The 23,217-nt window shown below is 71.5% G+C and carries 25 protein-coding genes; 13 read left to right on the top strand and 12 right to left on the bottom strand.

Annotation, left to right across the window (positions count from 1 at the left end; translation table 11 throughout):
* Positions 1-23: 23 nt before the first annotated feature.
* Together ACTWP9_RS15990 and ACTWP9_RS15985 are read left to right on the top strand one after the other, a co-directional pair.
* The gene (locus ACTWP9_RS15990; RefSeq protein ID WP_443246815.1) at positions 24-839 is read left to right on the top strand and encodes a thioesterase II family protein; all 816 of its coding nucleotides are present in this window, start codon (positions 24-26) and stop codon (positions 837-839) included.
* 303 nt (positions 840-1,142) lie between these two features.
* On the top strand, positions 1,143-1,886 hold the full coding sequence (locus ACTWP9_RS15985; protein ID WP_443246814.1) for a lysophospholipid acyltransferase family protein: 744 nt from the start codon (positions 1,143-1,145) through the stop codon (positions 1,884-1,886).
* A gap of 200 nt (positions 1,887-2,086) precedes the next feature.
* On the opposite strand, the gene ACTWP9_RS15980 is transcribed toward ACTWP9_RS15985, so the two are convergent.
* The 8 genes from ACTWP9_RS15980 to ACTWP9_RS15945 all read right to left on the bottom strand — a co-directional run bounded on the left by ACTWP9_RS15980 (position 2,087) and on the right by ACTWP9_RS15945 (position 9,463).
* A complete protein-coding gene (locus tag ACTWP9_RS15980; RefSeq protein ID WP_443246813.1) occupies positions 2,087-3,751 on the bottom strand; it encodes an alpha/beta hydrolase in 1,665 nt (554 codons plus the stop codon).
* Positions 3,752-3,889: 138 nt separating this feature from the next.
* A complete protein-coding gene (locus ACTWP9_RS15975) occupies positions 3,890-4,702 on the bottom strand; it encodes an urease accessory protein UreD (protein ID WP_443246812.1) in 813 nt (270 codons plus the stop codon).
* The gene (gene ureG, locus ACTWP9_RS15970; protein ID WP_443246811.1) at positions 4,699-5,397 is read right to left on the bottom strand and encodes an urease accessory protein UreG; all 699 of its coding nucleotides are present in this window, start codon (positions 5,395-5,397) and stop codon (positions 4,699-4,701) included. The genes ACTWP9_RS15975 and ureG overlap by 4 nt, the downstream gene beginning before the upstream one ends.
* Positions 5,398-5,434: 37 nt before the next feature.
* Complete coding sequence (locus ACTWP9_RS15965; RefSeq protein WP_443246810.1) at positions 5,435-6,100, bottom strand: urease accessory protein UreF; 666 nt, start codon at positions 6,098-6,100, stop codon at positions 5,435-5,437.
* Positions 6,101-6,240: 140 nt separating this feature from the next.
* Positions 6,241-7,962, bottom strand: coding sequence for an urease subunit alpha (locus tag ACTWP9_RS15960; protein ID WP_443246809.1), 1,722 nt, complete (start codon positions 7,960-7,962; stop codon positions 6,241-6,243).
* Positions 7,955-8,266, bottom strand: a complete 312-nt coding sequence (locus tag ACTWP9_RS15955; protein WP_443246808.1) for an urease subunit beta — start codon at positions 8,264-8,266, stop codon at positions 7,955-7,957. Before ACTWP9_RS15955 ends, ACTWP9_RS15960 begins: the two co-directional genes overlap by 8 nt.
* Positions 8,267-8,291: 25 nt before the next feature.
* On the bottom strand, positions 8,292-8,594 hold the full coding sequence (locus ACTWP9_RS15950; RefSeq protein ID WP_209239744.1) for an urease subunit gamma: 303 nt from the start codon (positions 8,592-8,594) through the stop codon (positions 8,292-8,294).
* A gap of 239 nt (positions 8,595-8,833) precedes the next feature.
* Positions 8,834-9,463, bottom strand: coding sequence for a TetR/AcrR family transcriptional regulator (locus tag ACTWP9_RS15945; protein ID WP_443246807.1), 630 nt, complete (start codon positions 9,461-9,463; stop codon positions 8,834-8,836).
* 146 nt (positions 9,464-9,609) lie between these two features.
* On the opposite strand from ACTWP9_RS15945, the gene ACTWP9_RS15940 reads away from it, so the two are divergent.
* Both ACTWP9_RS15940 and ACTWP9_RS15935 read left to right on the top strand, forming a co-directional pair.
* On the top strand, positions 9,610-10,635 hold the full coding sequence (locus tag ACTWP9_RS15940; RefSeq protein ID WP_443246806.1) for an ABC transporter permease: 1,026 nt from the start codon (positions 9,610-9,612) through the stop codon (positions 10,633-10,635).
* 124 nt (positions 10,636-10,759) lie between these two features.
* Entirely contained in the window at positions 10,760-11,731 is a 972-nt protein-coding gene (locus ACTWP9_RS15935) for a M28 family metallopeptidase (RefSeq protein ID WP_443246805.1), read from the top strand.
* A gap of 18 nt (positions 11,732-11,749) precedes the next feature.
* Here the strand turns inward: ACTWP9_RS15935 and ACTWP9_RS15930 are convergent, their stop codons facing one another.
* Entirely contained in the window at positions 11,750-12,073 is a 324-nt protein-coding gene (locus ACTWP9_RS15930; RefSeq protein ID WP_443246804.1) for a type II toxin-antitoxin system Phd/YefM family antitoxin, read from the bottom strand.
* Between the two features lie 181 nt (positions 12,074-12,254).
* On the opposite strand from ACTWP9_RS15930, the gene ACTWP9_RS15925 reads away from it, so the two are divergent.
* Together ACTWP9_RS15925 and ACTWP9_RS15920 are read left to right on the top strand one after the other, a co-directional pair.
* Positions 12,255-12,902, top strand: coding sequence for an ATP-dependent Clp protease proteolytic subunit (locus ACTWP9_RS15925; protein WP_443246803.1), 648 nt, complete (start codon positions 12,255-12,257; stop codon positions 12,900-12,902).
* Between the two features lie 7 nt (positions 12,903-12,909).
* Positions 12,910-13,242 (top strand): hypothetical protein, encoded by a 333-nt coding sequence (locus tag ACTWP9_RS15920; protein ID WP_443246802.1) that lies wholly within the window; start codon positions 12,910-12,912, stop codon positions 13,240-13,242.
* Positions 13,243-13,311: 69 nt separating this feature from the next.
* On the opposite strand, the gene ACTWP9_RS15915 is transcribed toward ACTWP9_RS15920, so the two are convergent.
* Positions 13,312-14,436 carry a Gfo/Idh/MocA family protein gene (locus tag ACTWP9_RS15915; protein ID WP_443246801.1) on the bottom strand — a complete coding sequence of 375 codons (1,125 nt, stop codon included), beginning with the start codon at positions 14,434-14,436 and terminating at the stop codon, positions 13,312-13,314.
* A gap of 93 nt (positions 14,437-14,529) precedes the next feature.
* Between ACTWP9_RS15915 and ACTWP9_RS15910 the strand changes: the two genes are divergently transcribed.
* A complete protein-coding gene (locus ACTWP9_RS15910; protein WP_443246800.1) occupies positions 14,530-15,168 on the top strand; it encodes a TetR/AcrR family transcriptional regulator in 639 nt (212 codons plus the stop codon).
* A 245-nt stretch (positions 15,169-15,413) separates the two neighbouring features.
* Positions 15,414-16,382 (top strand): DMT family transporter, encoded by a 969-nt coding sequence (locus ACTWP9_RS15905; protein WP_443246799.1) that lies wholly within the window; start codon positions 15,414-15,416, stop codon positions 16,380-16,382.
* A 21-nt stretch (positions 16,383-16,403) separates the two neighbouring features.
* On the opposite strand, the gene ACTWP9_RS15900 is transcribed toward ACTWP9_RS15905, so the two are convergent.
* Positions 16,404-16,835 (bottom strand): ATP-binding protein, encoded by a 432-nt coding sequence (locus tag ACTWP9_RS15900; RefSeq protein ID WP_443246798.1) that lies wholly within the window; start codon positions 16,833-16,835, stop codon positions 16,404-16,406.
* A gap of 270 nt (positions 16,836-17,105) precedes the next feature.
* Entirely contained in the window at positions 17,106-18,266 is a 1,161-nt protein-coding gene (locus tag ACTWP9_RS15895) for an 8-amino-7-oxononanoate synthase (RefSeq protein ID WP_443246797.1), read from the bottom strand.
* Positions 18,267-18,449: 183 nt separating this feature from the next.
* Here ACTWP9_RS15895 and bioB point away from each other — a divergent pair, with 183 nt between their 5' ends.
* From bioB to ACTWP9_RS15870, 5 genes are all read left to right on the top strand, one after another.
* Positions 18,450-19,538 (top strand): biotin synthase BioB, encoded by a 1,089-nt coding sequence (gene bioB / locus ACTWP9_RS15890; protein ID WP_443246796.1) that lies wholly within the window; start codon positions 18,450-18,452, stop codon positions 19,536-19,538.
* The gene (locus tag ACTWP9_RS15885) at positions 19,531-20,832 is read left to right on the top strand and encodes an adenosylmethionine--8-amino-7-oxononanoate transaminase (RefSeq protein ID WP_443246795.1); all 1,302 of its coding nucleotides are present in this window, start codon (positions 19,531-19,533) and stop codon (positions 20,830-20,832) included. Before bioB ends, ACTWP9_RS15885 begins: the two co-directional genes overlap by 8 nt.
* A gap of 1 nt (position 20,833) precedes the next feature.
* On the top strand, positions 20,834-21,577 hold the full coding sequence (gene bioD / locus ACTWP9_RS15880) for a dethiobiotin synthase (RefSeq protein ID WP_443246794.1): 744 nt from the start codon (positions 20,834-20,836) through the stop codon (positions 21,575-21,577).
* 130 nt (positions 21,578-21,707) lie between these two features.
* On the top strand, positions 21,708-22,604 hold the full coding sequence (locus ACTWP9_RS15875; protein ID WP_443246793.1) for a TIGR03621 family F420-dependent LLM class oxidoreductase: 897 nt from the start codon (positions 21,708-21,710) through the stop codon (positions 22,602-22,604).
* Positions 22,605-22,677: 73 nt separating this feature from the next.
* Complete coding sequence (locus ACTWP9_RS15870; protein WP_443246792.1) at positions 22,678-23,103, top strand: GNAT family N-acetyltransferase; 426 nt, start codon at positions 22,678-22,680, stop codon at positions 23,101-23,103.
* Positions 23,104-23,217: the final 114 nt, after the last annotated feature.

Raw genomic sequence — 23,217 nt, 5'->3', positions numbered from 1 at the left:
CAGACGATTCCGACGGAGTCCGCATGACCACAGCGTCCGGCAACGCGACCGGCCAGACGTCCCGCAGCACGGCGCCCGCTCCGCGCTCCGACCGCTGGCTGCGCCGCCTGGCTTCCGCACCGGGCGCCCGCGCCCGGCTGATCTGCTTCCCGCACGCGGGAGGTTCGGCGAGCTTCTTCTTCCCGCTGCGGCGGTCGCTGCCCGACACCGTGGAGGCATACGCCGTCCAGTACCCGGGACGCCAGGACAGGCTCGCCGAGCCGTGTCTGTCCTCCATCGACGAACTGGCCGACGCTGTATGCGAGGTGCTCCGCGATGAGCCCGGGCCGCCCCTTGTGCTGTTCGGGCACAGCATGGGCGCGATCCTCGCCTTCGAAGTCGCCCGGCGCCTGGAGCGGTCGGGCGCCCGGTCCCCGCTCGGACTGATCGTCTCCGGCCGCCGGGCGCCCTCCCTGACCCGCACGGAGACCGTCCACCAGCTCGACGACGCGGGTCTCATCGACGAGATCCGTCGGCTGAGCGGCACGGACGACGCGCTGCTGGACGACCCCGACATCCGCGAGATGATCCTCCCTGCCCTGCGTGCCGACTACCGGGCGATCGAGACGTACCGCAAGTCGCCGGGCCCGCCGCTCGGCTGTCCGCTCAGCGTCTTCGTCGGCGACGAGGACCCCCGCGCCTCCCGCGCGGAGGCGGACGCCTGGCGCGACCACACCAGCGCCGACGTCACCTTCCATGTCTTCTCCGGCGGCCACTTCTATCTCAGCGACCGGCCACAGGAGTTCGCGGACACCCTCACCCACGAGCTCACCCGCCTGTGCGGTCCGGCTGACGGCTGAGGGGCAAGTGGCGAATCCTGCGTACCCGGCAAGCGCAGCAAGGGGGAGCGCCCCGTCGGGGGGCACCCCCTCCCGGGACAACGGAGCGGCGCCGCGGACACCTCGCCCCTTGAGCGCTACGATACGTTATCTCGATCACACCACCTGATGGTCAGTCAGGAAATCAGCAGGGAGTCAGCATGAGTCCGATCAGACCTGGCCTCAGGTGGCCGGCCGACCGCAGCACCGCGGCTCCTCCGACGCACACTATGACCTGCGAAAAGCCCAACGCTGAGTCGATACGGTAGAGCCAGAGGTGACCCGGTGTTCTATTACGTACTGAAGTACGTGTTGCTGGGGCCGCTGCTGCGGCTCGTGTTCCGGCCCCGGATCGAAGGGCTGGAGAACGTGCCGGACGACGGGCCCGCGATCGTCGCGGGAAACCATCTGTCCTTCTCCGACCACTTCGTGATGCCCGCGATCCTCAAACGCCGGATCACCTTCCTCGCCAAGGCCGAGTACTTCACCGGACCGGGCCTCAAGGGGCGGCTGACGGCGGCGTTCTTCCACAGCGTGGGCCAGATCCCCGTCGACCGCTCCGGAAAAGGCGCAGGCCAAGCGGCCATCGACGAGGGTCTTGGCGTGCTCCGCAAGGGGGAGTTGCTCGGCATCTATCCCGAGGGGACCCGCTCCCACGACGGCCGCCTCTACAAGGGCCGGGTCGGCGTCGCCGCGATGGCACTCGGCGCCGGGGTGAAGGTGATCCCCTGCGCGATGGTCGGCACCTTCGAGCTCCAGCCACCGGGGCGGAAGGTGCCCCGTATGGGCCGGGTGACGATCAGGTTCGGCAAGCCGCTGGACTTCTCCCGGTTCGCGGGAATGGAGCACGAGCGAACAGTGCTGCGGGCCGTCACCGACGAGATCATCCACGAGATCATGCGGCTGTCGGGCCAGGAGTACGTGGACATGTACGCCCCCGACGCGAAGGCCGCCCAGGCCCGGGAGCGGGCCCGCGAAAAGCAGGAGAAGAAGGAGAAGCCGCGCAAGAGCAGCGGCTCGATGCGCTGACGGTCAGCCGTCGGCGTAACCGTCGGGGCGGGGCTCCGTCCCGCCCGGCCGTGCGGAGCACGGCCGGGCGCATGAGCAGGCGCTGCCGGAGATGGCGGAGGCGTACGGCCCTATGCGGGACCTGTTCGGCTACGCGGCCGAGGGGCGACCCGGATCGTCCGGGCCGCCCCTCGGCTGGTGCGGGTCTGCGGTCCCTCACCTCATGGAGTGAGTGCGGGCACCGCTGCGGCCTTGGCCTTCGCCGTTGCCTTGGCCGGGGACTCGACCGGCTCGGGGGTGGCGTGCGGGGCGCAGGTCACATCCTTGGAGTCGACGGTGCCCTTGAGGAGGTAGGCGTCGACCCGCTCGTTGATGCAGGTGTTCTCCAGGTTGGTGATGCCGTGCGAGCCCGCGTCCTTCTCGGTGATCAGACGGGAGCCCTTGAGCCGCTTGTGCAGCTCGACACCGCCCGGGTAGGGGGTGGCGGCGTCCCGGGTGGCCTGGATCAGCAGCACCGGGTGCGAGGTCTTGGCACGGATCTCCAGCGCGTCGTGCTGCTTGAGCGGCCAGACGCCGCACGGGTAGTTCATCCACGCGTTGGACCAGGTGAGGAACGGGTACTTCTCGTGCAGTCGGGTGTTGTCCCGGTCCCAGGTCTTCCAGTCGCGCGGCCACTTGGCGTCGTTGCACTCGACGGCCGTGTAGACGGCGTTGCTGTTCTCGCTCGCCTTGTTGCCCGCCACATCGGACATGTCCGGGCCCGCGGACTCGACCAGCGGCTTCTCGTCACCCTTGAGATAGGCGGACCACACCGAGGCGACCTCGGCCCACGAGGAGTCGTAGTACGGCGCGCTCTGGAAGAAGCCCAACAGCTCGGCGGGGCCGACGACGCCGCCGATGGGGTCCTTCTTCGCGGTGGCGCGCAGCTCGCGCCACTTGGCCTCCACCTTCTCGGGCGTCGAGCCGATGCCGTAGACGTCGTCGTGCTTTGCGACCCACTTCTTCCAGTCGTCCCAGCGGGTCTGGAAGGCCACGTCCTGGTCGAGGTTGACGTCGTACCAGATCTTCTTCGTTGAGGGGTTGACCACGCTGTCGGTGATCATCCGCCGGATGTGGCCGGGGAAGAGCTCGGCGTAGACAGCGCCCATGTAGGTGCCGTAGGAGACGCCGAGGAAGTTGAGCTTCTTGTCGCCGAGCGCAGCGCGGATGACGTCGAGGTCACGCGCGGCGTTGGGCGTGGTCATCTGCGCGAGCAGAGCGCTGCTGCGCTCCTTGCAGCCGTTCGCGTACTCCTTGGCGAGCTTGCGCTGGGCGAGCTTGTCGGCCTCGCTGTCGGGAACCGGGTCCGCCTTGGGAGCCTTGACCCACTCCTGGGGGTCGGCACAGGAGATGGGCGCCGAGTGGCCGACACCGCGTGGGTCGAAGCCGACGAAGTCGTAGGCGGTGGCGGCCTTCGCCCACAGCGGGTTCTTCTCCGGGATGCGGTTGGGGAAGCGCAGGCCCGAGGCGCCGGGGCCGCCCGGGTTGTAGACGAGGGAGCCCTGCCGCTTCTCCTTGCCGCCGGTGCTGCGCGCCCGGTCGACGGCGAGCCGGATCTTCTTGCCGTCCGGCTTGGCGTAGTCGAGCGGCACGGTCACCCAGCCGCACTCGACGCCGTCCTTGGTGCCCCAGTCGGCGGGGCAGTCCTTCCAGTCGATACCGGCACGGGCCGCACGGGCCGCGGCCTGCTGGACGCCGCGCGCCTCGGCGGCGCCGGGGCGCTCGGCCGACTGCGTGTGGGTGCTGCTGCCTTCCGCCAGGGCCGACGGTACGGATATGAGCCCCGCCGTCAGGGCTCCGGCGGCGATGGTGCCGGCGACGGCTATGGCCGCCTTCCGTCTGTTCACGTATTTCCCCCTCCGGGTACTGCCGCGTGTGGTGGCGTTGGTCGGTGACCACGGTGGTGGTGGTCGACCACGGTGGTGGTCTTCAGAGGGGATCCTTCATGGTCGCCGACGCTCAGAGACAGTGCAGCGGATCGTTCTTTACCAAGACGTGAACGTGAGGGCGGAATCGAGTATCCGCCGCAGCTGCAGCGCATCCGGCGCGACGGCGGTGACCAGCAACGCCGGCCCCACCAGCGGCGTGACGACGGCCGTCTCCCTCAGCACCCGCGCCGCAACCGGCTTCTCCTCCGCCAACTGCGGGTCCACCAGGAGGAGTTGGCCCACCGCCCGGTATCCGCCCAGGGCAGCGCCGCCGTCCCAACCTGGGGCGCCCGGCCCGAAGTCGAGCTGCTGGTCGAACAGCGGGCGCCCGTCCCTGCGCACGGTGAGTCGGCTGCTGAGCCTGCCGGGCCCCTCCCCGGTACGGCCCAGCACCTGCTCGTCCCGCAGCACGAGGCGTGCCCCGGGCGCGAGTTCGGCACAAAGGCGCTGCCGCAGGTCGCTGCCGCGTACGGAGATCAACGGCTCCGGCAGCCAGTGCAGTTGGCCGCCCTCGCCGACCTCCAGCCGTACGTCGTAGCGGGCGGGCTCCGCCGTACGGCCCGGCAGCGCGAGGGTGGCCGCGCTGCCGTCCACCCGCAGCGCGGCGCCCGGTTCGGCACGGGCCTCGACGGCGAGCCGGTCCCCGCCCAGCGGGGCACTCATCGCCCCTACGAGCGTGACCCGGGCCGCTGTCGGGTCGGCCGACCGGGTACGGCGCAGCGCCATCGGCCCTCCGCCGCTGAGCAGCGGCAGCGCGGTGCCGCCGCGCCCGTCGGGCACGGCGGTGATCCGGGCGCGAGCGCTGACGCCCGCGGTGGCCGGCGGCTCGGTTGCCGCTGCCGTTGTCGTTGCCCCTGCCGTGACCGTCATGCCGGGAGGGCCGCCGTCGCCGTCCAGGCGGCGTACTGCTCGCGCACCCAGTCCGCGACCGGGCCCACGCCGGGCTCACCGCGCAGCGACTGGAAGAGCACCGGCAGTTCGCCGCGCTGTTCCTTGGCGTCCCGCGCCATGCCCTCCAGATCCGAGCCGACGTAGGGGGCGAGATCCGTCTTGTTGACGACCAGCAGATCCGCGGTGGTGACGCCGGGGCCGCCCTTGCGGGGGATGTCGTCACCGCCCGCCACGTCGATGACGAAGATCTGCACGTCGACCAGTCCCTTGGAGAACGTCGCGGTCAGGTTGTCGCCGCCGGACTCGACCAGCACCACATCCAGCGGAGCGACGTCGTCCTCGAGGTCCTCGACCGCCTCCAGATTGGCGGAGATGTCGTCCCGGATCGCGGTGTGCGGACAGGCGCCGGTCTCCACCGCGGTGATCCGTTCCGGGGGCAGCACAGCCTCGCGGAGCAGAAAGGCGGCGTCCTCCTGGGTGTAGATATCGTTGGTGACGACGGCCAGCGAAAGCCGGTCGCGCAACGCGCGGCACAGCGCCGCGACGGTGGCGGTCTTGCCCGAGCCGACGGGTCCGCCCAAACCGACGCGGAGCGCCCGGCGGCTGCCGTCGGGCCGGGTCGCCGAGACAGTGTGCCGCTCGGGATAGGTGGTGCTGGTGTGATCGAGGTGCACGGGCTCCTCCGGTGGCGAGGTCGGGGGGTGTTCGGAGTCAGGAGGCGAAGAGGCGCACGGGCCAGTTCGCGTGCTGCTCGGCGGTGATGTCCAGAAGCGGGGCCGAAGCAGCGGGAAGGTCCTCGACCGCGCCCCTGCTCGCGGCCTCGGCCTGCCGCGCCACCTCGTCCGTCTCGGTGGCGAGCCGGGCAAGTACGGCGGTCGCGTCGAACGGATCGAGGCTGAGGAGGCGGACGGCTGCCGTCGCCGGTCCGCTGATGCTCTCGTACGCGGAGGCGTACGCCGCGTCCAGCGGGGTGAGCCCTGCCGAGCGGGCCGCGAGCCCCAGTACGACGGGCTGGTGCGCACCCTTGGGACGCGCGGCGGCCAGCGCGTCCAGCTCCGGGCCCGGCCAGGTGGCCCGGGCCGCCCGCATCAGCTGCCGGCCCAGCCTGCGGGCCGTACGGCGCAGCGCCGGCGAGGGAGTCCGGGCGTCGGCCGCCTCGTCCAGCGCAAGCGGGTCGTGCCCTGTTGCGGCGGCGGCTGCGAGGGCCGCCCCGACGAGGCCGGCGGTGTGCAGGCGGCTCCGGCAGAACTCCTCGAGGGTGGCCCCGTCATGGATCCGGCCGGCCTTGACGGCTGCCTCCGCACCGCCCGAGTGGGCGTGCCCGCCCGCGGGGAACCTGCCGTCGGCGAGCACCAGCAACGCGGCAGCGCCACTCATGTTGAAGACCTCCACAGATCGTTCCGGACGCGACGCCGGAGCACGTCCGGCATCGGGGACGCGCCCCGAAGGGGCGCGGGGAACTGCGCGACAAGCCACAACTCACCGGCAGCCCGCGGACAACGGGCAGGGGCACCCCCTCAGAACAAGAAGTACCGCTGCGCCATCGGCAACGTCTCAGCCGGCGACGGATCGACCGGCGTGCCGTCGATGGTGACGGTGAACGTGTCGGGGTCGACCCGCACATCGGGGCGGGCATCGTTCTGCCGCATGTCGGCCTTGGCGACGGAACGGGTGTTGCGGATGGCGAGGAACCGCTTGGCGAGCGGGAGCCGTTCGGGCAGGCCGTCGTCGAGCGCGGTCTGCGTCACGAAGTTGACGGAGTTCGCACCGGGGGCACGGCCTGTTGCCCCGAACATGGGTCGGGGCAGCACCGGCTGCGGGGTGGGGATGGACGCGTTGGCGTCCCCCATCTGTGCGTAGGCGATCTGTCCGCCCTTGATGACGAGCTGCGGTTTGACGCCGAAGAACGCCGGGTCCCACAGCACCAGGTCGGCGAGCTTGCCCGCCTCCACGGAGCCGATCTCGGCGTCCATGCCCTGTGCCACGGCGGGGTTGATCGTGTACTTGGCGACATAGCGGCGTGCCCGCAGATTGTCGGCGCGCCCGTCGCCCGCGAGGGCGCCGTACCGCTCCTTCATCACATGCGCCGTCTGCCAGGTGCGCAGCACCACTTCGCCGATCCGGCCCATGGCCTGCGAGTCGGAGGAGATGATCGAGATGGCGCCGAGGTCGTGCAGGGTGTCCTCGGCCGCTATGGTGCTGGGCCGGATCCGGGACTCGGCGAAGGCGAGGTCCTCGGGCACGGCCGGGTTGAGGTGGTGGCAGACCATCAGCATGTCGAGATGTTCCTCGATGGTGTTGACGGTGTGCGGCCGGGTCGGGTTGGTGGAGGAGGGCAGCACGTTGGGCTCGGCGACGACAGTGATGATGTCGGGCGCGTGCCCGCCGCCGGCGCCCTCGGTGTGGTAGGCGTGGATGCCGCGTCCGGCGATCGCGGCGAGGGTGTCGCCGACGAAACCGGCCTCGTTGAGGGTGTCGGTGTGGATGGCGACCTGGGCGCCGGTCTCGTCGCAGACGGACAGACAGGCGTCGATGGCGGCCGGGGTCGCGCCCCAGTCCTCGTGGATCTTGAATCCGACGGCGCCGCCCCGCAGTTGGGCGAGCATTGCATCGCGCGAGACGGTGTTGCCCTTTCCGAGCAGCCCCACGTTGACCGGCAGGCCGTCCATGCCTTCCAGGGTGCGTGCGGTGTGCCAGGCGCCGGGGGTGACGGTGGTGGCTTTGGAGCCCTCGGCGGGGCCGGTGCCGCCGCCGACGAGCGTGGTGATGCCCGCGGCGAGCGCCTCGTCGACGAGTTGCGGACAGATGAAGTGGACATGCGCGTCGATGGCACCGGCGGTGAGGATCTTGCCGTTGCCCGCGATGATCTCCGTCTCGGGGCCGATGACCAGGTCGGGGTGGACGCCGTCCATGGTGTCGGGGTTGCCGGCCTTGCCCAGGGCGGTGATACGGCCGTCGCGGATGCCCAGATCGGCCTTGACGACACCCCAGTGGTCGAGGACGAGTACGCCGGTGATCACCGTGTCGGGGGCGCCTTCGGCGCGGGTGGCAAGGGCCTGGCCCATGGACTCGCGGATGACTTTGCCGCCGCCGAAGACCGCCTCGTCGCCGGAGCGTCCGGGCCCGCCGGAGAGATCGTCCTCGATCTCGACGAAGAGTGCGGTGTCGGCGAGGCGTACCCGGTCGCCGGTGGTGGGGCCGAACAGATCGACGTAGGCGGGGCGGGACAGCTCACGCATCGAGGGCACCTCCTGCGGCGGAACGCAGCCCCGCGACGATCCGCCTGCCCCCTATCGGGACGAGAGTGACCTCGACGGGGATGCCGGGCTCGAAGCGGACGGCGGTGCCTGCGGCGATGCCGAGGCGCTTGCCCCAGGCAGCCTTGCGGTCGAAGTCGAGCCCGGGGTTGGCCTCGGCGAAGTGGTAGTGGGAGCCGACCTGCACGGGCCGGTCGGCGGCGTTGAGCACGGTCAGCCGGGTGACCTCGGCGCCCACGTTGAGCGGCACCGGTTCCTCGGCGTACCGGATCTCTCCGGGGATCATGGCGTGGGGCTCCTCGTCGGCGCGGTCAGGAGATGGGCTCGTGGACGGTCACGAGCTTGGTGCCGTCCGGGAACGTCGCCTCGACCTGGACGTCGTGGAGCATCTCGGGAATGCCTTCCATGACGTCGTCGCGGGTCAGGACCGTACGCCCGGACTCCATCAGCTGGGCGACGCTCCGCCCGTCGCGGGCCCCTTCGAGCACATGTGCCGTGATGAGGGCGACGGCCTCCGGGTGGTTGAGGCGCACTCCGCGGTCCTTGCGCCGCTGAGCCACATCGGCCGCGACGTGAATGAGCAGCCGCTCCTGCTCGTGCGGGGTCAATTGCATGGTCTCCACCTCACCGTCGTCGCCGGGCCCGGCAATGCCCTTGGTCACTCGCGGCGACGACACACGCCGGTAGATGTATCACACATGTGACTTTCGGCCGCCCATTGCACCGGAGATTACGGCAGCACCGTTTCACCGGCGTTAACACGCTCCGCACGTGCTGACAGGAGGAGCCCGGAAGACCGCGGCCCACGCCGCGCCCCCCGGTCCGTGTGGGCCGAACCGGCGTCACCAGCCGGTCAGCGGCCCTCGCGGCCGCCCGGCACCGACATGGACACCAGCGCGCGCAACCCCTTCGCGAACTCCTCGGGCGCCATTCCGCCCCACAGCGCCTGCTGGACGAAGTACCCCTGTACGGCGCCGATGAGCGTACGGGCGACGTGCAGGGTGTCGGCCTGCGGATCGACCCAGCCGCGCACCTGGTACTCCTCCACGAGCCGGGCCCACTGGGCGGACAGCTGCGTGTACGCGTTGCTGATCGTCTCGGCCAGCTCGGCGTTGCGCAGCCCCTCGCTCCACACCTGGACGAGCAGCCGGGGCAGCTCCCTGGGGTCCTCCCCCGCCCCGACGGCTTTCTGGAGCCGGCCGAAGACCTCGGTGAACAACTCGTCCGGCGTCGGCGGCACTTCGGCCGCTGCCACCCGGTCGAAGGAGCTCCTGATGGTCTCCAGTGCCTCCTCCGCCACGGCCGCGATGATCTCCTCCTTGCTGCGGAAGTACCGGTAGACGGCGCCCGCGGACAGCCCGCTCTCCTTGAGCACGTCCTGCATGGAGGCGGCGTGGAAGCCGCTGCGGAGGAAGCAGCGGCGGGCGCCGTCCAGGATCTGGCGACGGCGGGCTTCGAGGTGTTCCGGGGAGACGCGGGCCATGCGAGCAGCCTAAAACGAACGTTCCTTCTTGACAATCCACGCCCTCGGCGAGACCGTAAGTCCGCGAGAACGAACGCTCATTCTCTTTGAGTTTCCACTCTCACCCACCTCGTTACGCCACTTCCCCCTCCGGAGGGATCCACCTCATGACCACAACGCCCGCCCCCTCCTCCCGCCGCGCCCGGGGGCCGCTCGCAGTGCTGGTGGCGGTACCGCTGATCGTCGCGTTCGCGCTGTGGGCCTTCGCCTGGCCCGCTGCCCGTACCGCACCCCGCGATCTGCCGCTCGGCGTCGCGGGGCCGCCCTCCGCCGTCGAGCAGCTGACGGACCAACTGCAGCAGCACGAGGGCGCCTTCGAAGTGCACCGCTACCACGACGAGGCGGCGGCCCGGAAAGCAGTACAGGACCGCGAGGTCTACGGCGCCCTCGTCGCCGGTCCTTCGGGGCCCAGGATGCTGACGGCGAGCGCCGCCGGCCCGGTGGTCGCGCAGCTGTTGACGCAGGTGGCGAGCCGGACCGCGCCCGAGGGCACGACCGTACGCACCGAGGATGTGGTGCCGGCGCCCGCGAACGACCCGCGGGGCTCGGCGCTGAGTTCGAGCGTGCTGCCTCTCGCCCTCGCGGGGGTGGCGGCCGGGGCGCTGACGGTCCTACTGCGGCTGCGCGGCACGCGGGGCGTGGGAGCGCTGATGGGAACTGCCGTGCTGGTCGGCGTCGTTGGGGCCGCGCTGGCCGACAGCTGGCTCGGTGTGCTGTCCGGCAACTGGTGGGCGGAGGCCGCCGCGTTCGGGCTGACCGTGCTGGCTGTGAGCTCCACGGTGGCGGGCCTCGGAGCACTGCTGGGGGCGAAGGGTATTGCGGTGGGCGCTCTCCTTTCGGTGCTGCTGGGCAACCCCTGGTCGGGCGTGTCCACGGCACCGGAGATGCTGCCCGAACCGGTGGGGATGCTGGGGCAGTTGCTGCCGCCGGGGGCCGGGGGAACGCTGCTGCGCAATGTCGGCCTCTTCGATGGACAGGCGGTCGACACCCCGGTGTTGGTGCTGACCGTGTGGACGGTGCTGGGGCTGATCGCGGTGACCGTCGGCGGTATGCGCTCCGCCCCCGTGAGGGCCGAGAGCGACGGCGCCGCACCCTCCGGTCTCCGTAACAGGCTGTCCGATATGCGCTCTTGACGGGGCGACAGCCTCGCAACCATTCTCATGTCCGCGTCAAAACAACTGCTCCATGTCGCCGCTCCGGGCGATACCTGCCGTCATCGGCAGCCCCACACCCCCCACACAGCATCGGAGCTCAGCAGTGATACGCGGACATCACAGACACCAGCACCGTACGCACCGCGCCACCGTCGCCGCCTCGGCGGGCACCGGTCTCGCGCTCGCCCTGCTCGCCGCAGGCGGGGCGGCGCAGGCCACCACCGGCGACCGGGCGGCCGAGGCTCCCGACATCGACGTTTCGGCCGTCCAGCAGGACCTCAAGGACCTTCAGTCCGTCGCCGAGGAAAACGGCGGCAACCGCGCCCACGGGCAGCCCGGCTACCGTGCCTCCCTCGACTACATGAAGAAGAAGCTGGACGCCGCAGGCTTCAAGACCACCGTCCAGGAGTTCACCAGCGGCGGCTCCACCGGCTACAACCTGATCGCGGACTGGCCCAAGGGCGGCACCGGGGCGACCGTGATGACCGGCTCCCATCTGGACTCGGTCAGCTCCGGACCGGGCATCAACGACAACGGCACCGGCTCCGCCGGGGTGCTGGAGACCGCGCTGGCCGTCGCAAAGGCGGACCTGAAGCCCGCCAAGCATCTGCGGTTCGCCTGGTGGGGAGCTGAGGAAGAAGGACTGGTGGGCTCCAGCCACTACGTCGAGAACTTGTCGAAGGACGAGCTCGGCAAGATCGACACCTATCTGAACTTCGACATGATCGGCTCACCCAACGCGGGCCACTTCGTCTACGACGACGATGCCGCCGTCGAGTCGGTCCTCAAGGACTGGTTCAGCTCCAAGGGTGTCGAGACCGAGGCGTCCGAAGAGACCAACGGGCGCAGCGATCACGCCCCGTTCAAGGAGGCGGGCGTCACCGTCGGCGGCAGCTTCACCGGCGCGGGTGAGGAGAAGACCCAGGAGCAGGCCGACAAGTGGGGCGGCAAGGCGGGCGAGCCGTACGACGCCTGCTACCACTCGGCCTGCGACGACATCTCCAACATCGACGAGAAGGCGCTCGACCTGCACAGCGACGCCATCGCACAGGCGGTCTGGAAGCTCAGCTCCTGACCTTCGGCCTGTACGGGCTCAACTCCCCTGGCCCGGTCGCCGGTCCCCGGCGGCCGGGCCGCGGTGCTCCGCGGCGATCCCGAACCGCCGCGCCTCGCGGGGCACCGCACCACCGCCGATCTCCCGGAACCCGGAGACGGTGCTGATGATCTCCTCGGACTCCGGCTGCTCCTGGTCCGCGGCCTCCAGCTGCTCCAGGCGTTCCAGGTCGGCGGCCGACACCAGCCCCACGAGCGGCTTCCCGTGCCGGGTCACCACGACGCGCTCGTCGCCGTAGACGACCCGATTGATCAGATCCGCCAGCTCGGCCCGCGCCTGCGTCACCGGAATCTCGTAAGCCATGCCGCCATTCTAGGGGCGAGTACAAAATCGCAGGTCAGCGCCCATATCCGGGCTTTCCTTGCTTCGCCTTCAGCGGAATACGCCCCGCTCCAGGGGTCGTTGGGCGCTGTTCATGGCAGGCTGCTCCACGTACGTTCTGTACAACCTGTACGTTTCTCGTCCGAGAGTGGAGTGCGACGCCATGCGGAACCAGCCGACAGCACCGACAGCCCGCTACGTCCTGCCCGAGTTCACGGAGCGCACCAGCAGCGGCATGCGGACGATGGATCCGTACTCGAAGCTCATGGAGGAACGGATCGTCTTCCTCGGCACGCAGATCGACGACACCTCCGCCAACGACGTCATGGCGCAGTTCATCCACCTCGAACACACCGCGCCGGACCAGGACATCTCGCTGTACATCAACTCGCCCGGCGGCTCGTTCACGGCGATGACCGCGATCTACGACACGATGCGGTTCGTCTCCTGCGACATCGAGACGGTCTGTCTGGGGCAGGCGGCCTCCGCCGCTTCCGTACTGCTGGCCGCCGGGACGCCGGGCAAGCGGCTCGCGCTGCCGGGCGCACGCATCCTCATCCACCAGCCGTCGCTCAACGAGCCCATCCAAGGGCAGTCCTCCGATCTGGAGATCCAGGCACGGGAGCTGCTGCGGACCCGCGAGATGCTGGAGGAGCTGTACGAGCGTCACACCGGCCGGCCGCGCAACAAGATCAGCCAGGACATCGAGCGCGACAAGATCTTCACCGCGCAGCAGGCCGTCGACTACGGCCTCATCGACCGTCTGACCACCAGCCGTAAGTCGGCCCCGGTCGCCCCCACGCGGCGGTGAGGCGCGGATGAGCCGCGGGTTGCCGCCCGACCTGCCTCCGCTCCCCGCGCTGACCCGTGCGGAGTGCGAGGTGGTCGACGCGTATCTGGAGGTTCTCGATCTGCTCGGCCGGATCAACCCAGCACGCGGCCGCGACACCTATGGCGGACTGCGCGCCGCACAGGGCCTGGTCAGCAAGGCGGCCCGGCTGCGGGATGCGCTGACGCTGATGCACGAGCGGGGCGAGAGCGAGCTGCACGCGGCGACGCTGGAGCGGGCGTTGCGGGTGCTTGACGGGGAGCGGCGGGCCGGACTGGTCGGACCGCCCGCGCCGAGGCCGGACGGCCGGACCTCCGGGTAGGGGGTGCCCCTGCCTGGCCATCGCAGACTGCGGGCCCGTCGTGGCCGAGCGCGCAGTTCCCCGCGTCCCTTACACGGCGCGTCTCCCTGTGCCTGAGCTCTCCGCGGAGAGGCGGATCGTGTCGAGGAGGTGGTGGAGTTCGAGGCCGGTGTCGAAGTCGGGGACGCTGTGCGATCCGGTACGAAGATCGAGGGCCAGCCGGCTGTACATCCGGGCGACGTTGAAGCCCTCCGCGGCCGGGTCGATCCCGGAGGCCCGGCGGTACCGGTCGGGGAGGGGCAGCTCCCGGTAGGTACCGTCCGACGCGTCCGTTCCGAGCAGGCGCAGTTGGCCGATCTGGATGCCTGCCGGACCGCCTGCCCCGGTGGAGACGAGGGCCAAGTCTCCGTCGGTGCCGGTGATTTCCAGCCGGGTGCGGCCGTCGGTGATCTTGGCGTCGTGGATGTGGGCCGATACGACGGCACCGTTGTCGAGCGTCGCGTCGAGCAGGAGGTGGTCGGGGCTCGTCGCCTCGACCACCTCGCCGGTCTCGGCGATGGTGCAGACAGGGTGCTGGACGGACAGGGTGGCCGACAGCTCGCTGATGTCGCCCAGCAGGTGCCGCAGCGCGTCGAGCGTGTGCCCGCCCGCGACTTCGAGAGTCCCGGCCCCGTTGTGGCGGTCCAGGGTGTACGCGGCCCAGGCGGGGATCCGGCCCCCGGCACCCTTGCCGCGGGCGGCGTACACCGTGGCCGAGGTGACCCGGCCCAGGTGGCCCTCGGCGATCAGGTCGCGGGCGTAGGCGATCGCCGGGGCGTACCGGGCCTGGAGCCCGATCGCATGGTGCACGCCCGCGCCATGGGCCGACTTCGTGAGGCTGTCGGCCTCCTCGGTACTGCGGGCCAACGGCCACTCGCAGTACACATGCTTGCCGGCCGCCAGCGCGGCCCCGACCAGTTCGGCGTGCGCGGGAACCTTCACGGTGATGACGACCAGGTCCACCTCGGGATGTTCGGCGAGCTGCCTGGCGTCGGTGAACGCATGGGCGGCCCCGAACCGGCGCGCCGCCGCCTCGGCGCTCTCCGGACGGCTGGTGCCCACGGCCGTCAGCTCGTACTCCGGTAGTGCTTCGAGCGCGGGGACATGTGCCCGAGCGGCCCAGCCGCGGTCGGGGCTCGCTCCGATGATGCCCACCCGGATCTGTTTCGGTTCCATGCCTGACCCCCAGTCGTAAGCGGACAGATCTTGTCCGATTGAGGACCCTAGCTAACCGGACAGAGTTGGTCCAGTTATCGCTAGGATCGGCGCATGAGCCGACCGAGCAGCACCGCAGTGGACCGCCTCCTGGCCAACGGATCGGGGCGGCGCCCGCGCGCCGACGCCCGGCGCAACGTCGAGCGCCTGGTGGAGGCCGCCCGGATCGCCGTCGCGGAGGTCGGCGTCGGCGTATCGGCGCACGAGATCGCGCGCCGGGCAGGCGTGGGTGTCGGCACCTTCTACCGGCGGATTCCCTCCCTGGAAGTGCTCCTCCAGGCGGTGCTCGACGAGGTCCTCGACGACATCGAGGACGCCGCCGAGCAGGCCATGGAGGACCCGAATCCATGGAGGGGACTCTGCGCCTTCGCGACGGCTTATGTGCGGCTTCGTGCGGAGAGCTGCGGCATCAACGAGGCGCTCGGCGGCGCCTGCGGAGACGCTCTCGCGCCGAGACTGGAGGACTTGGGCGAACGGCTCCGGCTCCTCGTGGAGCGTGCCCGGTCGGCCGGCGCTGTGCGAACGGACATCGCGTGGCAGGACGTCGCGTTCCTGTTCGCCGCCGCCGCGACAGGTGAGCGGACGCTGGGCCTGCGGGCCGGGGAGCAGCAGTGGGAGCGCAATCTCCGAATCGTCCTCGACGGCTTGCGTCCGGCGCAGCCCGGCACGCTGCCGGGTGCTCCGCCGACGTGAAGTCCGTATCTGCGCAGGGGCTGCGGCGTGGTCTGTCCAGCATCCGAATCCCGGATGACGGCTGCCCGCCGCGTGTGCTTAGAGTGCCGACCATGATCTCGGCAAAGCTGACGCTCTCTCCGCCCACCGCGTAAGGCGGGCGGCCACACACGGCGCCGCGGCGGACACGACTGTCCACCGCGGGGGTCGGTGGTGCCCGCGAACGGGACAACCACCATTCACCCCTCCTTACGCGGAGCGCATTCGTGCCGTCATCTTCTTCCGGTTCTGCCGGTTCCTGCGGCCTGCCCGTCGGGCGTGGCCTGCTCTTCCTCGCCGCTGCCGGTGCCACCTGGGGCACCACGGGCGCGGCCGTCGATATCGTCTACTCCTCCAGCGACCTGGGCCCCCTCGCGGTGTCCTTCTGGCGCTACGTCAGCGGACTCGCGCTGCTTCTCATCGGCCGCGCCGTGCTGCTGCGGCTGCGTCCGCGCGGCACGGCCGAGGTGCCGCGGCTGCGCCCCGCCCTGCCGCGTTCCCGGTTCGCGCTACGACTGGCGACGGGACTGTGCCTGGCCGTCTTCCAGACCGCCTACTTCGCCGCCGTACCGGCGACGGGAGTGGCGGTCGCAACGATCGTGACGCTGGGCGCGGCCCCGGTGTTCGTGGCGCTCGGTGCCTGGCTGGCGCTGCGGGAACGGCTCGGCTGGGGCGGAGCGGGTGCCGTCGCCGCAGCGCTCGGCGGGCTCGCCGTACTGGTGCTGGGTGACGGGAGCGGCGGGGTGCACCTCGTCGGGGTCGCTCTCGCCCTGCTGTCCGCGGCGGCGTTCGCGGTCTCGGTGGTGCTGGCCCGCTGGGTCGGCAGTGCGGGCCTGCAGGAGAGCCCCTTCACCCTCACGGCGTGGTCGTTCGGGGTCGGCGCCGTGGTACTGCTGCCGTTCGCGGTGGCCGAGGGCGTGCTGCCGCACTCCGGTGAACTGGTGCGCGTGGTGCTGCTGTTGCTGTACGTGGCGGCGGTGCCCACGGCGCTGGCGTACCCGCTGTACTTCGCCGGTGCGGCCGTCGTACGGGCAGCCACGGCTTCGGTGGTCATGCTGATCGAGCCGGTCAGCGCCGCCGTGCTCGCCGTGGGACTGCTCGGGGAACGGCTGACCCTGCCGATGCTGCTGGGCACGCTGATGCTGCTGACAGCAGTGGTGTTCCTGACCCGTGCCGAGGCCGCGCAGACGGCTTAGCACCCCGCGGGTGGCGTCGGGTCACCCTGTGGGCACCGGCAGCCAAGGGAGCATGACCCAGACGGTCTTGCCGCCGTCGGGCGCGGGCGTGATGCGCAGTCGGCCGCCGGACTCGGCGGTCAGCGTGCGGATGATCAACAATCCGCGGCCGTTGTCCTGCTGCACGGCGGCGGGGAGCCGGCGGGGTCTGCCCGGATGGCTGTCGGTGACTCCCAGACACAGCCGCTCGGCGCCCTCCAGCCGCAGATCGACGGTGAAGGTGGGCGACCGGCCGAAGGTGTGCTGGACGGCGTTGGTGGCGAGCTCGGAGACGATCAGGCGCAGCGACCCCATGGCGTCCGCGTCCTCGGGCAGCCCCCACGCCCGCAGGGTGTCCGTGACGTGTCTGCGTGCGGCCGTGACGGAAGCGGGTGCGCTCGGCAGGGTGATGGTCGCTTCCTGCTGGTCTGCCATGGCGAGGCCGTCCCTTTCCCGGGGCCGTTGGCTCCTCAGTCGCGCGGCAGCGGGCCGGCGCTCCGCCCTCTCGGAGAGACGGAGAGCGTCCCGGACAACCGCTGCGCGACAGAGTGCCATTCCTCGCGGCGCCGTGCGGCAGATCCCCCTGCTTGCGCGGAGTTCTGTCGCCCGAAGCGGTGAACTCTGCGAGGTCAGGGCACATTTGGCGCAGTCGCGGACCTATCGCGGAGCACCTGCCACGGTCGGGGCAGCCTCGCCGGTGGCGGCTCAGGCCGTGCGGGGGGCGGTGGCGATCACCGTGTTCGCCGCCCGGGCGAGCACGGTCTCGTCGAGGTCGCCGCGGGCGGTCAGGCGGAGCCGGGAGATGCCGTCGGGGACGGACGGGGGGCGGAAGCAGCCGACGTGGATACCCGCGGCCCGGCAGTCGGCGGCCCAGTGCACCGCGGCTTGCGGGGACGGGGCGCGTACCGAGACGACGGCCGCGTCGGGGCGGGTGGCGTCCAGGCCGGCGGCGGTCAGCCGGGCGTGCAGTTCGGTGGCGACGGCGCGGGTGTGCGCGGCGCGTTCGGGCTCGCGGCGCAGCAGCCGCAGCGCACCGAGCGCGGCGCCCGCCGCCGCGGGGGCCAGCCCGGTGTCGAAGATGAAGGTCCGCGCGGTGTTGACCAGGTGCGCGATGACATGCGCGGGCCCCAGGACGGCGCCGCCCTGGCTGCCCAGCGACTTGGACAGCGTGACGGTCACGACCGTGCCCGGGGTGCCCGCGAGCCCGGCCGCATGCGGCGCGCCCCGGCCGCCGTCGCCGAGCACGCCGAGGCCGTGTGCGTCGTCGACCAGCAGCCCGGCGCCTGCCGCGGTGCAGACGGAGGCGAGCGCCGCCAGCGGGGCCGCGTCGCCGTCGACGGAGAAGACGGAGTCGGTGACGACGAGAGCGGGTCCCTCCTGCGGGCGTGCGTCCAGTTCCTTGGCCACGGCCTCCGGATCGGCGTGCGCGGCGACGGCGGTACGGGCGCGGGAGAGGCGGCAGCCGTCGATCAGCGAGGCATGGTTGTGCGCGTCGGAGACGAGGAGCCCGCCGCCGCCCGGCGCGCCTGTGAGCGCGGTGACCGCGGCGAGGTTGGCGGCGTACCCGGAGGAGAGCACGAGGGCGGCCTCGAAGCCACAGAACGCGGCCAGTTCCGTCTCCAGCTGTGCGTGCAGTTCGGTCGATCCGGTCACCAGTCGGGAGCCGCCGGCGCCCGCGCCCCAGCGCCGGGCCGCCTCGACGGCGGCGGAGACGACCTCGGGGTGCCGGGAGAGGCCGAGGTAGTCGTTGCCGGCCAGGTCGAGCAGCGGGGAGTCGGCGGGGCGCGGTGCCAGGGTGCGCAGCAGCCCTGCGGCACGGCGGGTCTCCAGCGCCGCGGCGGTCCACGCGAAGGGGTCCTGGGACATGGGGGCTCTCTTCGTCACCGGCCTCGGAGGTCGGCTGAGGGTTCGGCTGGGGTTTGTAGGCAGTCAATAGAACCTAACGTGCCATGCCGAGGGTCGACGTGTGACAACATCCACACCTCGCTCGAGTGGTCTTGTAGGCTTCCTCCATTACCCAGCACGGTCGCATGGGCAAGGATCGTGCCCATGGACGACCTGCTGAACTCACTGGTGAACAAGGGGCTCCGCGGCGAGACACCCACCCGGGACGAGGCACTCGCGGTGCTGCGGACCACGGATGACGACCTGCTCGATGTGGTGGCGGCTGCCGGAAAGGTGCGCCGCCGGTGGTTCGGGAAGCGGGTGAAACTCAACTATCTGGTGAACCTCAAGTCCGGGCTGTGTCCCGAGGACTGCTCGTACTGCTCGCAGCGGCTCGGTTCCGAGGCCGGCATCCTCAAGTACACCTGGCTCAAGCCCGAGGAGGCCGCGGACGCCGCGGCGGCGGGCGTGCAGGGCGGCGCCAAGCGGGTCTGCGTGGTGGCCAGCGGGCGCGGTCCCACCGACCGCGACATCGACCGCGTCTCCAAGACGATCGAGGCCATCAAGGACCGGAACGAGGGCGTCGAGGTGTGCGCCTGCCTCGGGCTGCTCTCCGACGGGCAGGCGGAGCGGCTGCGCGAGGCGGGGGCCGACGCCTACAACCACAACCTCAACACGTCCGAGGCCACCTACGGCGACATCTGCACCACGCACACGTACGACGACCGGGTGGAGACCGTCAAGCAGGCGCGGGGCGCCGGGCTTTCGCCGTGCTCCGGGCTGATCGCAGGGATGGGCGAGACGGACGAGGACCTGGTCGACGTGGCCTTCTCGCTGCGGGAGCTGGACGCGGACTCGGTGCCGGTCAACTTCCTGCTGCCGTTCGAGGGCACGCCGCTGGCCGACGAGTGGAACCTGTCACCGCACCGCGCGCTGCGCATCCTGGCGATGGTGCGGTTCGTCTGCCCGGACGTGGAGGTGCGGCTGGCAGCCGGGCGCGAGGTACATCTGCGTTCGCTCCAGCCGCTGGCGCTGCACCTGGCCAACTCCCTCTTCCTGGGCGACTACCTCACCAGTGAGGGCCAGGCGGGCAAGGCCGATCTGGAGATGATCGCCGACTCGGGCTTCGAGGTGGAGGGCACCGACACCACCACGCTGCCCGAGCACCGCCGCGAGGAGTCGCCGGCCCACCCCCATGAGCGGGTTGCCGTGCGGCGGCGCGGGGCGGGGACGGAGCTGCCGCCCAATGCCTGAGAGCACCACCGGCGCACTTCTCGCGCTGGACCGGCAGCACGTGTGGCACCCGTACGCGCCGATGCCGGGGACGAGTGACCCGCTGGTGGTGGAGTCCGCCTCGGGCGTACGGCTGCGGCTGGCCGAACCCGCGTACGGGCAGCGGGAGCTGGTGGACGGTATGTCGTCCTGGTGGTCGGCGATCCACGGCTACCGCCACCCGGTGCTCGACGAGGCGGCCCGCGACCAGCTCGGCCGGATGAGCCATGTGATGTTCGGCGGGCTCACCCACGAGCCCGCGGTCCGGCTGGCCGCGCGGCTCGCCGAGGTGTCACCCGGCGAGCTGGAGCACGTCTTCCTGTGCGACTCGGGTTCGGTCTCGGTCGAGGTGGCCGTCAAGATGTGCCTCCAGCACTGGCGTTCGCTGGGGCGCCCGGAGAAGCGGCGGCTGTTGACCTGGCGGGGCGGCTACCACGGGGACACCTGGCAGCCGATGTCGGTGTGCGACCCGCAGGGCGGTATGCACCATCTGTGGTCGGGTGCGCTTCCTGTGCAGGTGTTCGCCGATGCTCCGCCCCCGGGCTTCGCCGCGGAGCCCGACGAGGAGTACATCGCGCATCTGCACAAGGTGGTGGAGCAGCACGCGCACGAGCTGGCCGCTGTCATCGTCGAACCGGTGGTGCAGGGCGCGGGCGGGATGAGGTTCCACTCCCCCGGCTACGTACGGGCGCTGCGCGAGGTGTGTGACGAGCACGGCGTGCTGCTGGTGCTGGACGAGATCGCCACCGGGTTCGGCCGTACCGGGGAGCTGTTCGCGGCACAGCACGCCGGGATCACCCCGGACGTGATGTGCGTCGGCAAGGCGTTGACCGGCGGCTATGTGTCGATGGCGGCCACATTGTGCACACCGCGCGTGGCGGAGGGGATCGCGCGCGGCTCGGTGCCGGTGCTGGCACACGGCCCCACGTTCATGGGCAACCCGCTGGCCTCCGCGATCGCGGGCGCCTCGCTGGATCTGCTGCTCTCCCAGGACTGGCAGGCGGAGGTGCGGCGGGTGGGCGACGGCCTGCGCGCCGGGCTGGCCGAGGCCGCCGAACTGCCGGGCGTACGGGAGGTGAGCGTGCTCGGCGCGATCGGTGTCGTACGCCTCGACCACGAGGTGGACCTCGCCGCCGCGACGCGCGCCGCGGTCTCGGCCGGAGTGTGGCTGCGGCCGTTCCGCGACATGGTCTACGCGATGCCGCCGTACGTCACCGACGACGCGGACGTCGCACGGATCGCCGCCGCGATCTGTGCGGCGGCACGGGAGGGCTGAGATGGACAGTGCACCCGGCATGGCAGGGCCCCGGGGCGTGCTGTGCGTCTCCGGTGCCGGGACGGAGATCGGCAAGACGGTGACCACGGCCGCGGTGGCGGCCTGCGCACTGCGGGCCGGCCGTTCGGTGGCGGTGCTCAAGCCCGCTCAGACGGGGGTGCCGGCCGGGGAGCCCGGCGATGTGGCGGAGGTGCTGCGGCTGGCCGGTGACGGGGCGGCGCCGGGCACGGTGACCGGCGCCGAACTGGCGCGGTACCCGGAGCCGTTGGCGCCGGAAACGGCGGCCCGGCGCGCGGGGCTGCCGTATGTGTCGGCGCGGGATGTCGCCGAGGCGGCCGGGAAACTGGCCGCCGAGCACGACCTGGTACTGGTCGAGGGCGCGGGCGGGCTGCTGGTGCGGTTCGACGACGAGGGCTCGACGCTGGCGGACGCCGCCCGACTGCTGGCCGCACCCGTACTGGTGGTCGTCCAGGCGGGGCTGGGGACGCTGAACACCGCGACGCTGACGGCCGAGGCGCTGCGGACCCGGCGGGTGGAGTGTGCGGGGACGGTGATCGGCAGCATGCCCGCGGCGCCGGGGCTCGCGGAGCGCTGCAACATCGCGGACCTGCCGCGGTACTCGGGGCTGCCGCTGCTGGGTGCCGTGCCCGAGGGCGCCGGGGCGCTGTCTCCGCCGCGCTTCGGTGCGGCGGCGCCGGGCTGGCTGACGCCTGAACTGGGAGGGACCGCTGTGGCGCCCGGCTGAAGGCGGCGTACCCCCAAGGCGCAGGCCCGAGGGATCGGAAACGGCACCGTGGCCCGACGGCGAAGCCGTCCATAGGATCGGGGGTCCATCCGCGCGTCGCCCAACGCGGCGTCATCCAGGGAGGGTTGGCATGACGGATCCCGAAAAGCCGTTCCGTTTCGGTGTCAATATGTTGAGTTTCGACTCGGGCAAGGAGTTCCGGCAGCGCTGCCGTCGGGCCGAGGAGCAGGGCTACGACGTCATCCACGTACCCGATCACCTGGGCATGTGCGCGCCGTTCCCGGCGCTGGCAGCCGCCGCCGAGGTGACCGAGCGGCCCCGGCTGGGCACCTTCGTGCTCAACGCCGGGTTCTGGAACCCGGCACTGCTGGCCCGCGAGGCGGCCACCGTCGACCAGCTGTCGGGCGGCCGGCTGGAGCTGGGGCTGGGCGCGGGCTATGTGAAGGCCGAGCACGACAAGGCGGGGCTGCCGTGGCTTTCGCCGGGCGGCCGGGTGGACCACCTGGAGCACACCGTCGCCGAGCTGACCCGGCTGCTCGCCGACTCCGAGCACGCGCCCCGTCCCGTACAGGAGCCGGTGCCGCTGCTGATAGGCGGCAATGGTGACCGCGTACTGAAGCTGGCGGCCCGCACCGCCGCGGTGGCCGCCTTCACGGGCGGACGGCAGGTGCCGGGCGGGCCCGAGGGCACGATGGAGCTGATCACCCCTGCGGAGCTGGAGGAGCGGACCAGGGCGCTCCGCACCTTCGCCGAGGACAGGGCCGAGCCGCCCGAGCTGAACTACCTCATCCAGTACGTCGCCCAGACCTCCGATCCCGGCGAGGCGCTGGCGGGCCTGCGCCCGTACGGGCCGCGGATGAGCGACGAGGAGCTGCTGGAGCACCCGGCCCTCCTGCTGGGCTCGCCCAAGGAGATGGCCGAGCAGCTGCGTGCCCATCGGGAGCGGTTCGGGTTCTCGTACCTCACCGTCCTCGACCCCTATATGGACGCGTTCGCTCCGGTGGTGCAGGAGCTGCACGGCGGCTGACCCGCGCCGGGCCGCGGCTCACCAGGCGAAACAGCGTGGCGGCGGCAGCGCGGGCCGTGCTGGGATACCGGCCATGAGCGATCTTCGGATACGGGCCGCGGCCGAGCGGGACATCGACCACGTACTGGCCTTCTGGCGGGATGCCGCCGAGGGCACCAGCGTCAGCGACGACCGGGACGGGGTCGCCCGGCTGCTCGACCGCGACCCGGAGGCCCTGCTGCTGGCGGAGCGGGACGAGCAGCTGGTCGGCACCGTCATCGCCGGGTGGGACGGCTGGCGCTGCTCCCTCTACCGGCTCGCGGTGCTGCCCTCCCAGCGGCGGCAGGGCGTCTCCCGTGCGCTGCTGGCCGCCGCCGAGGAGCGCTTCGCGGCGCTGGGCGGGCGGCGCGGCGATGCGATGGTGTTGGACGAGAACGAGTCGGCACACCGGGCCTGGCAGGCCGCCGGTTACGCTCCGCAACCGCAATGGAGCCGCTGGGTCAAGACACTCACTCCCTGAGCTCCTTGCGGTGCACGCCTGCACCAGCGTGGGAACCGGCCCACCGCCGGGCCGGTTTACGCTGTACATCGCCGGGCCTGCATTCCCACAGGTCCGGCACAGCCATCGGATCCG

Source organism: Streptomyces sp. 3N207, assembly GCF_052246355.1.
Lineage (GTDB): Bacteria > Actinomycetota > Actinomycetes > Streptomycetales > Streptomycetaceae > Streptomyces.
The sequence above is the reverse complement of the archived record's forward strand: the minus strand, read 5'-3'. Positions and strand labels throughout refer to the sequence as shown.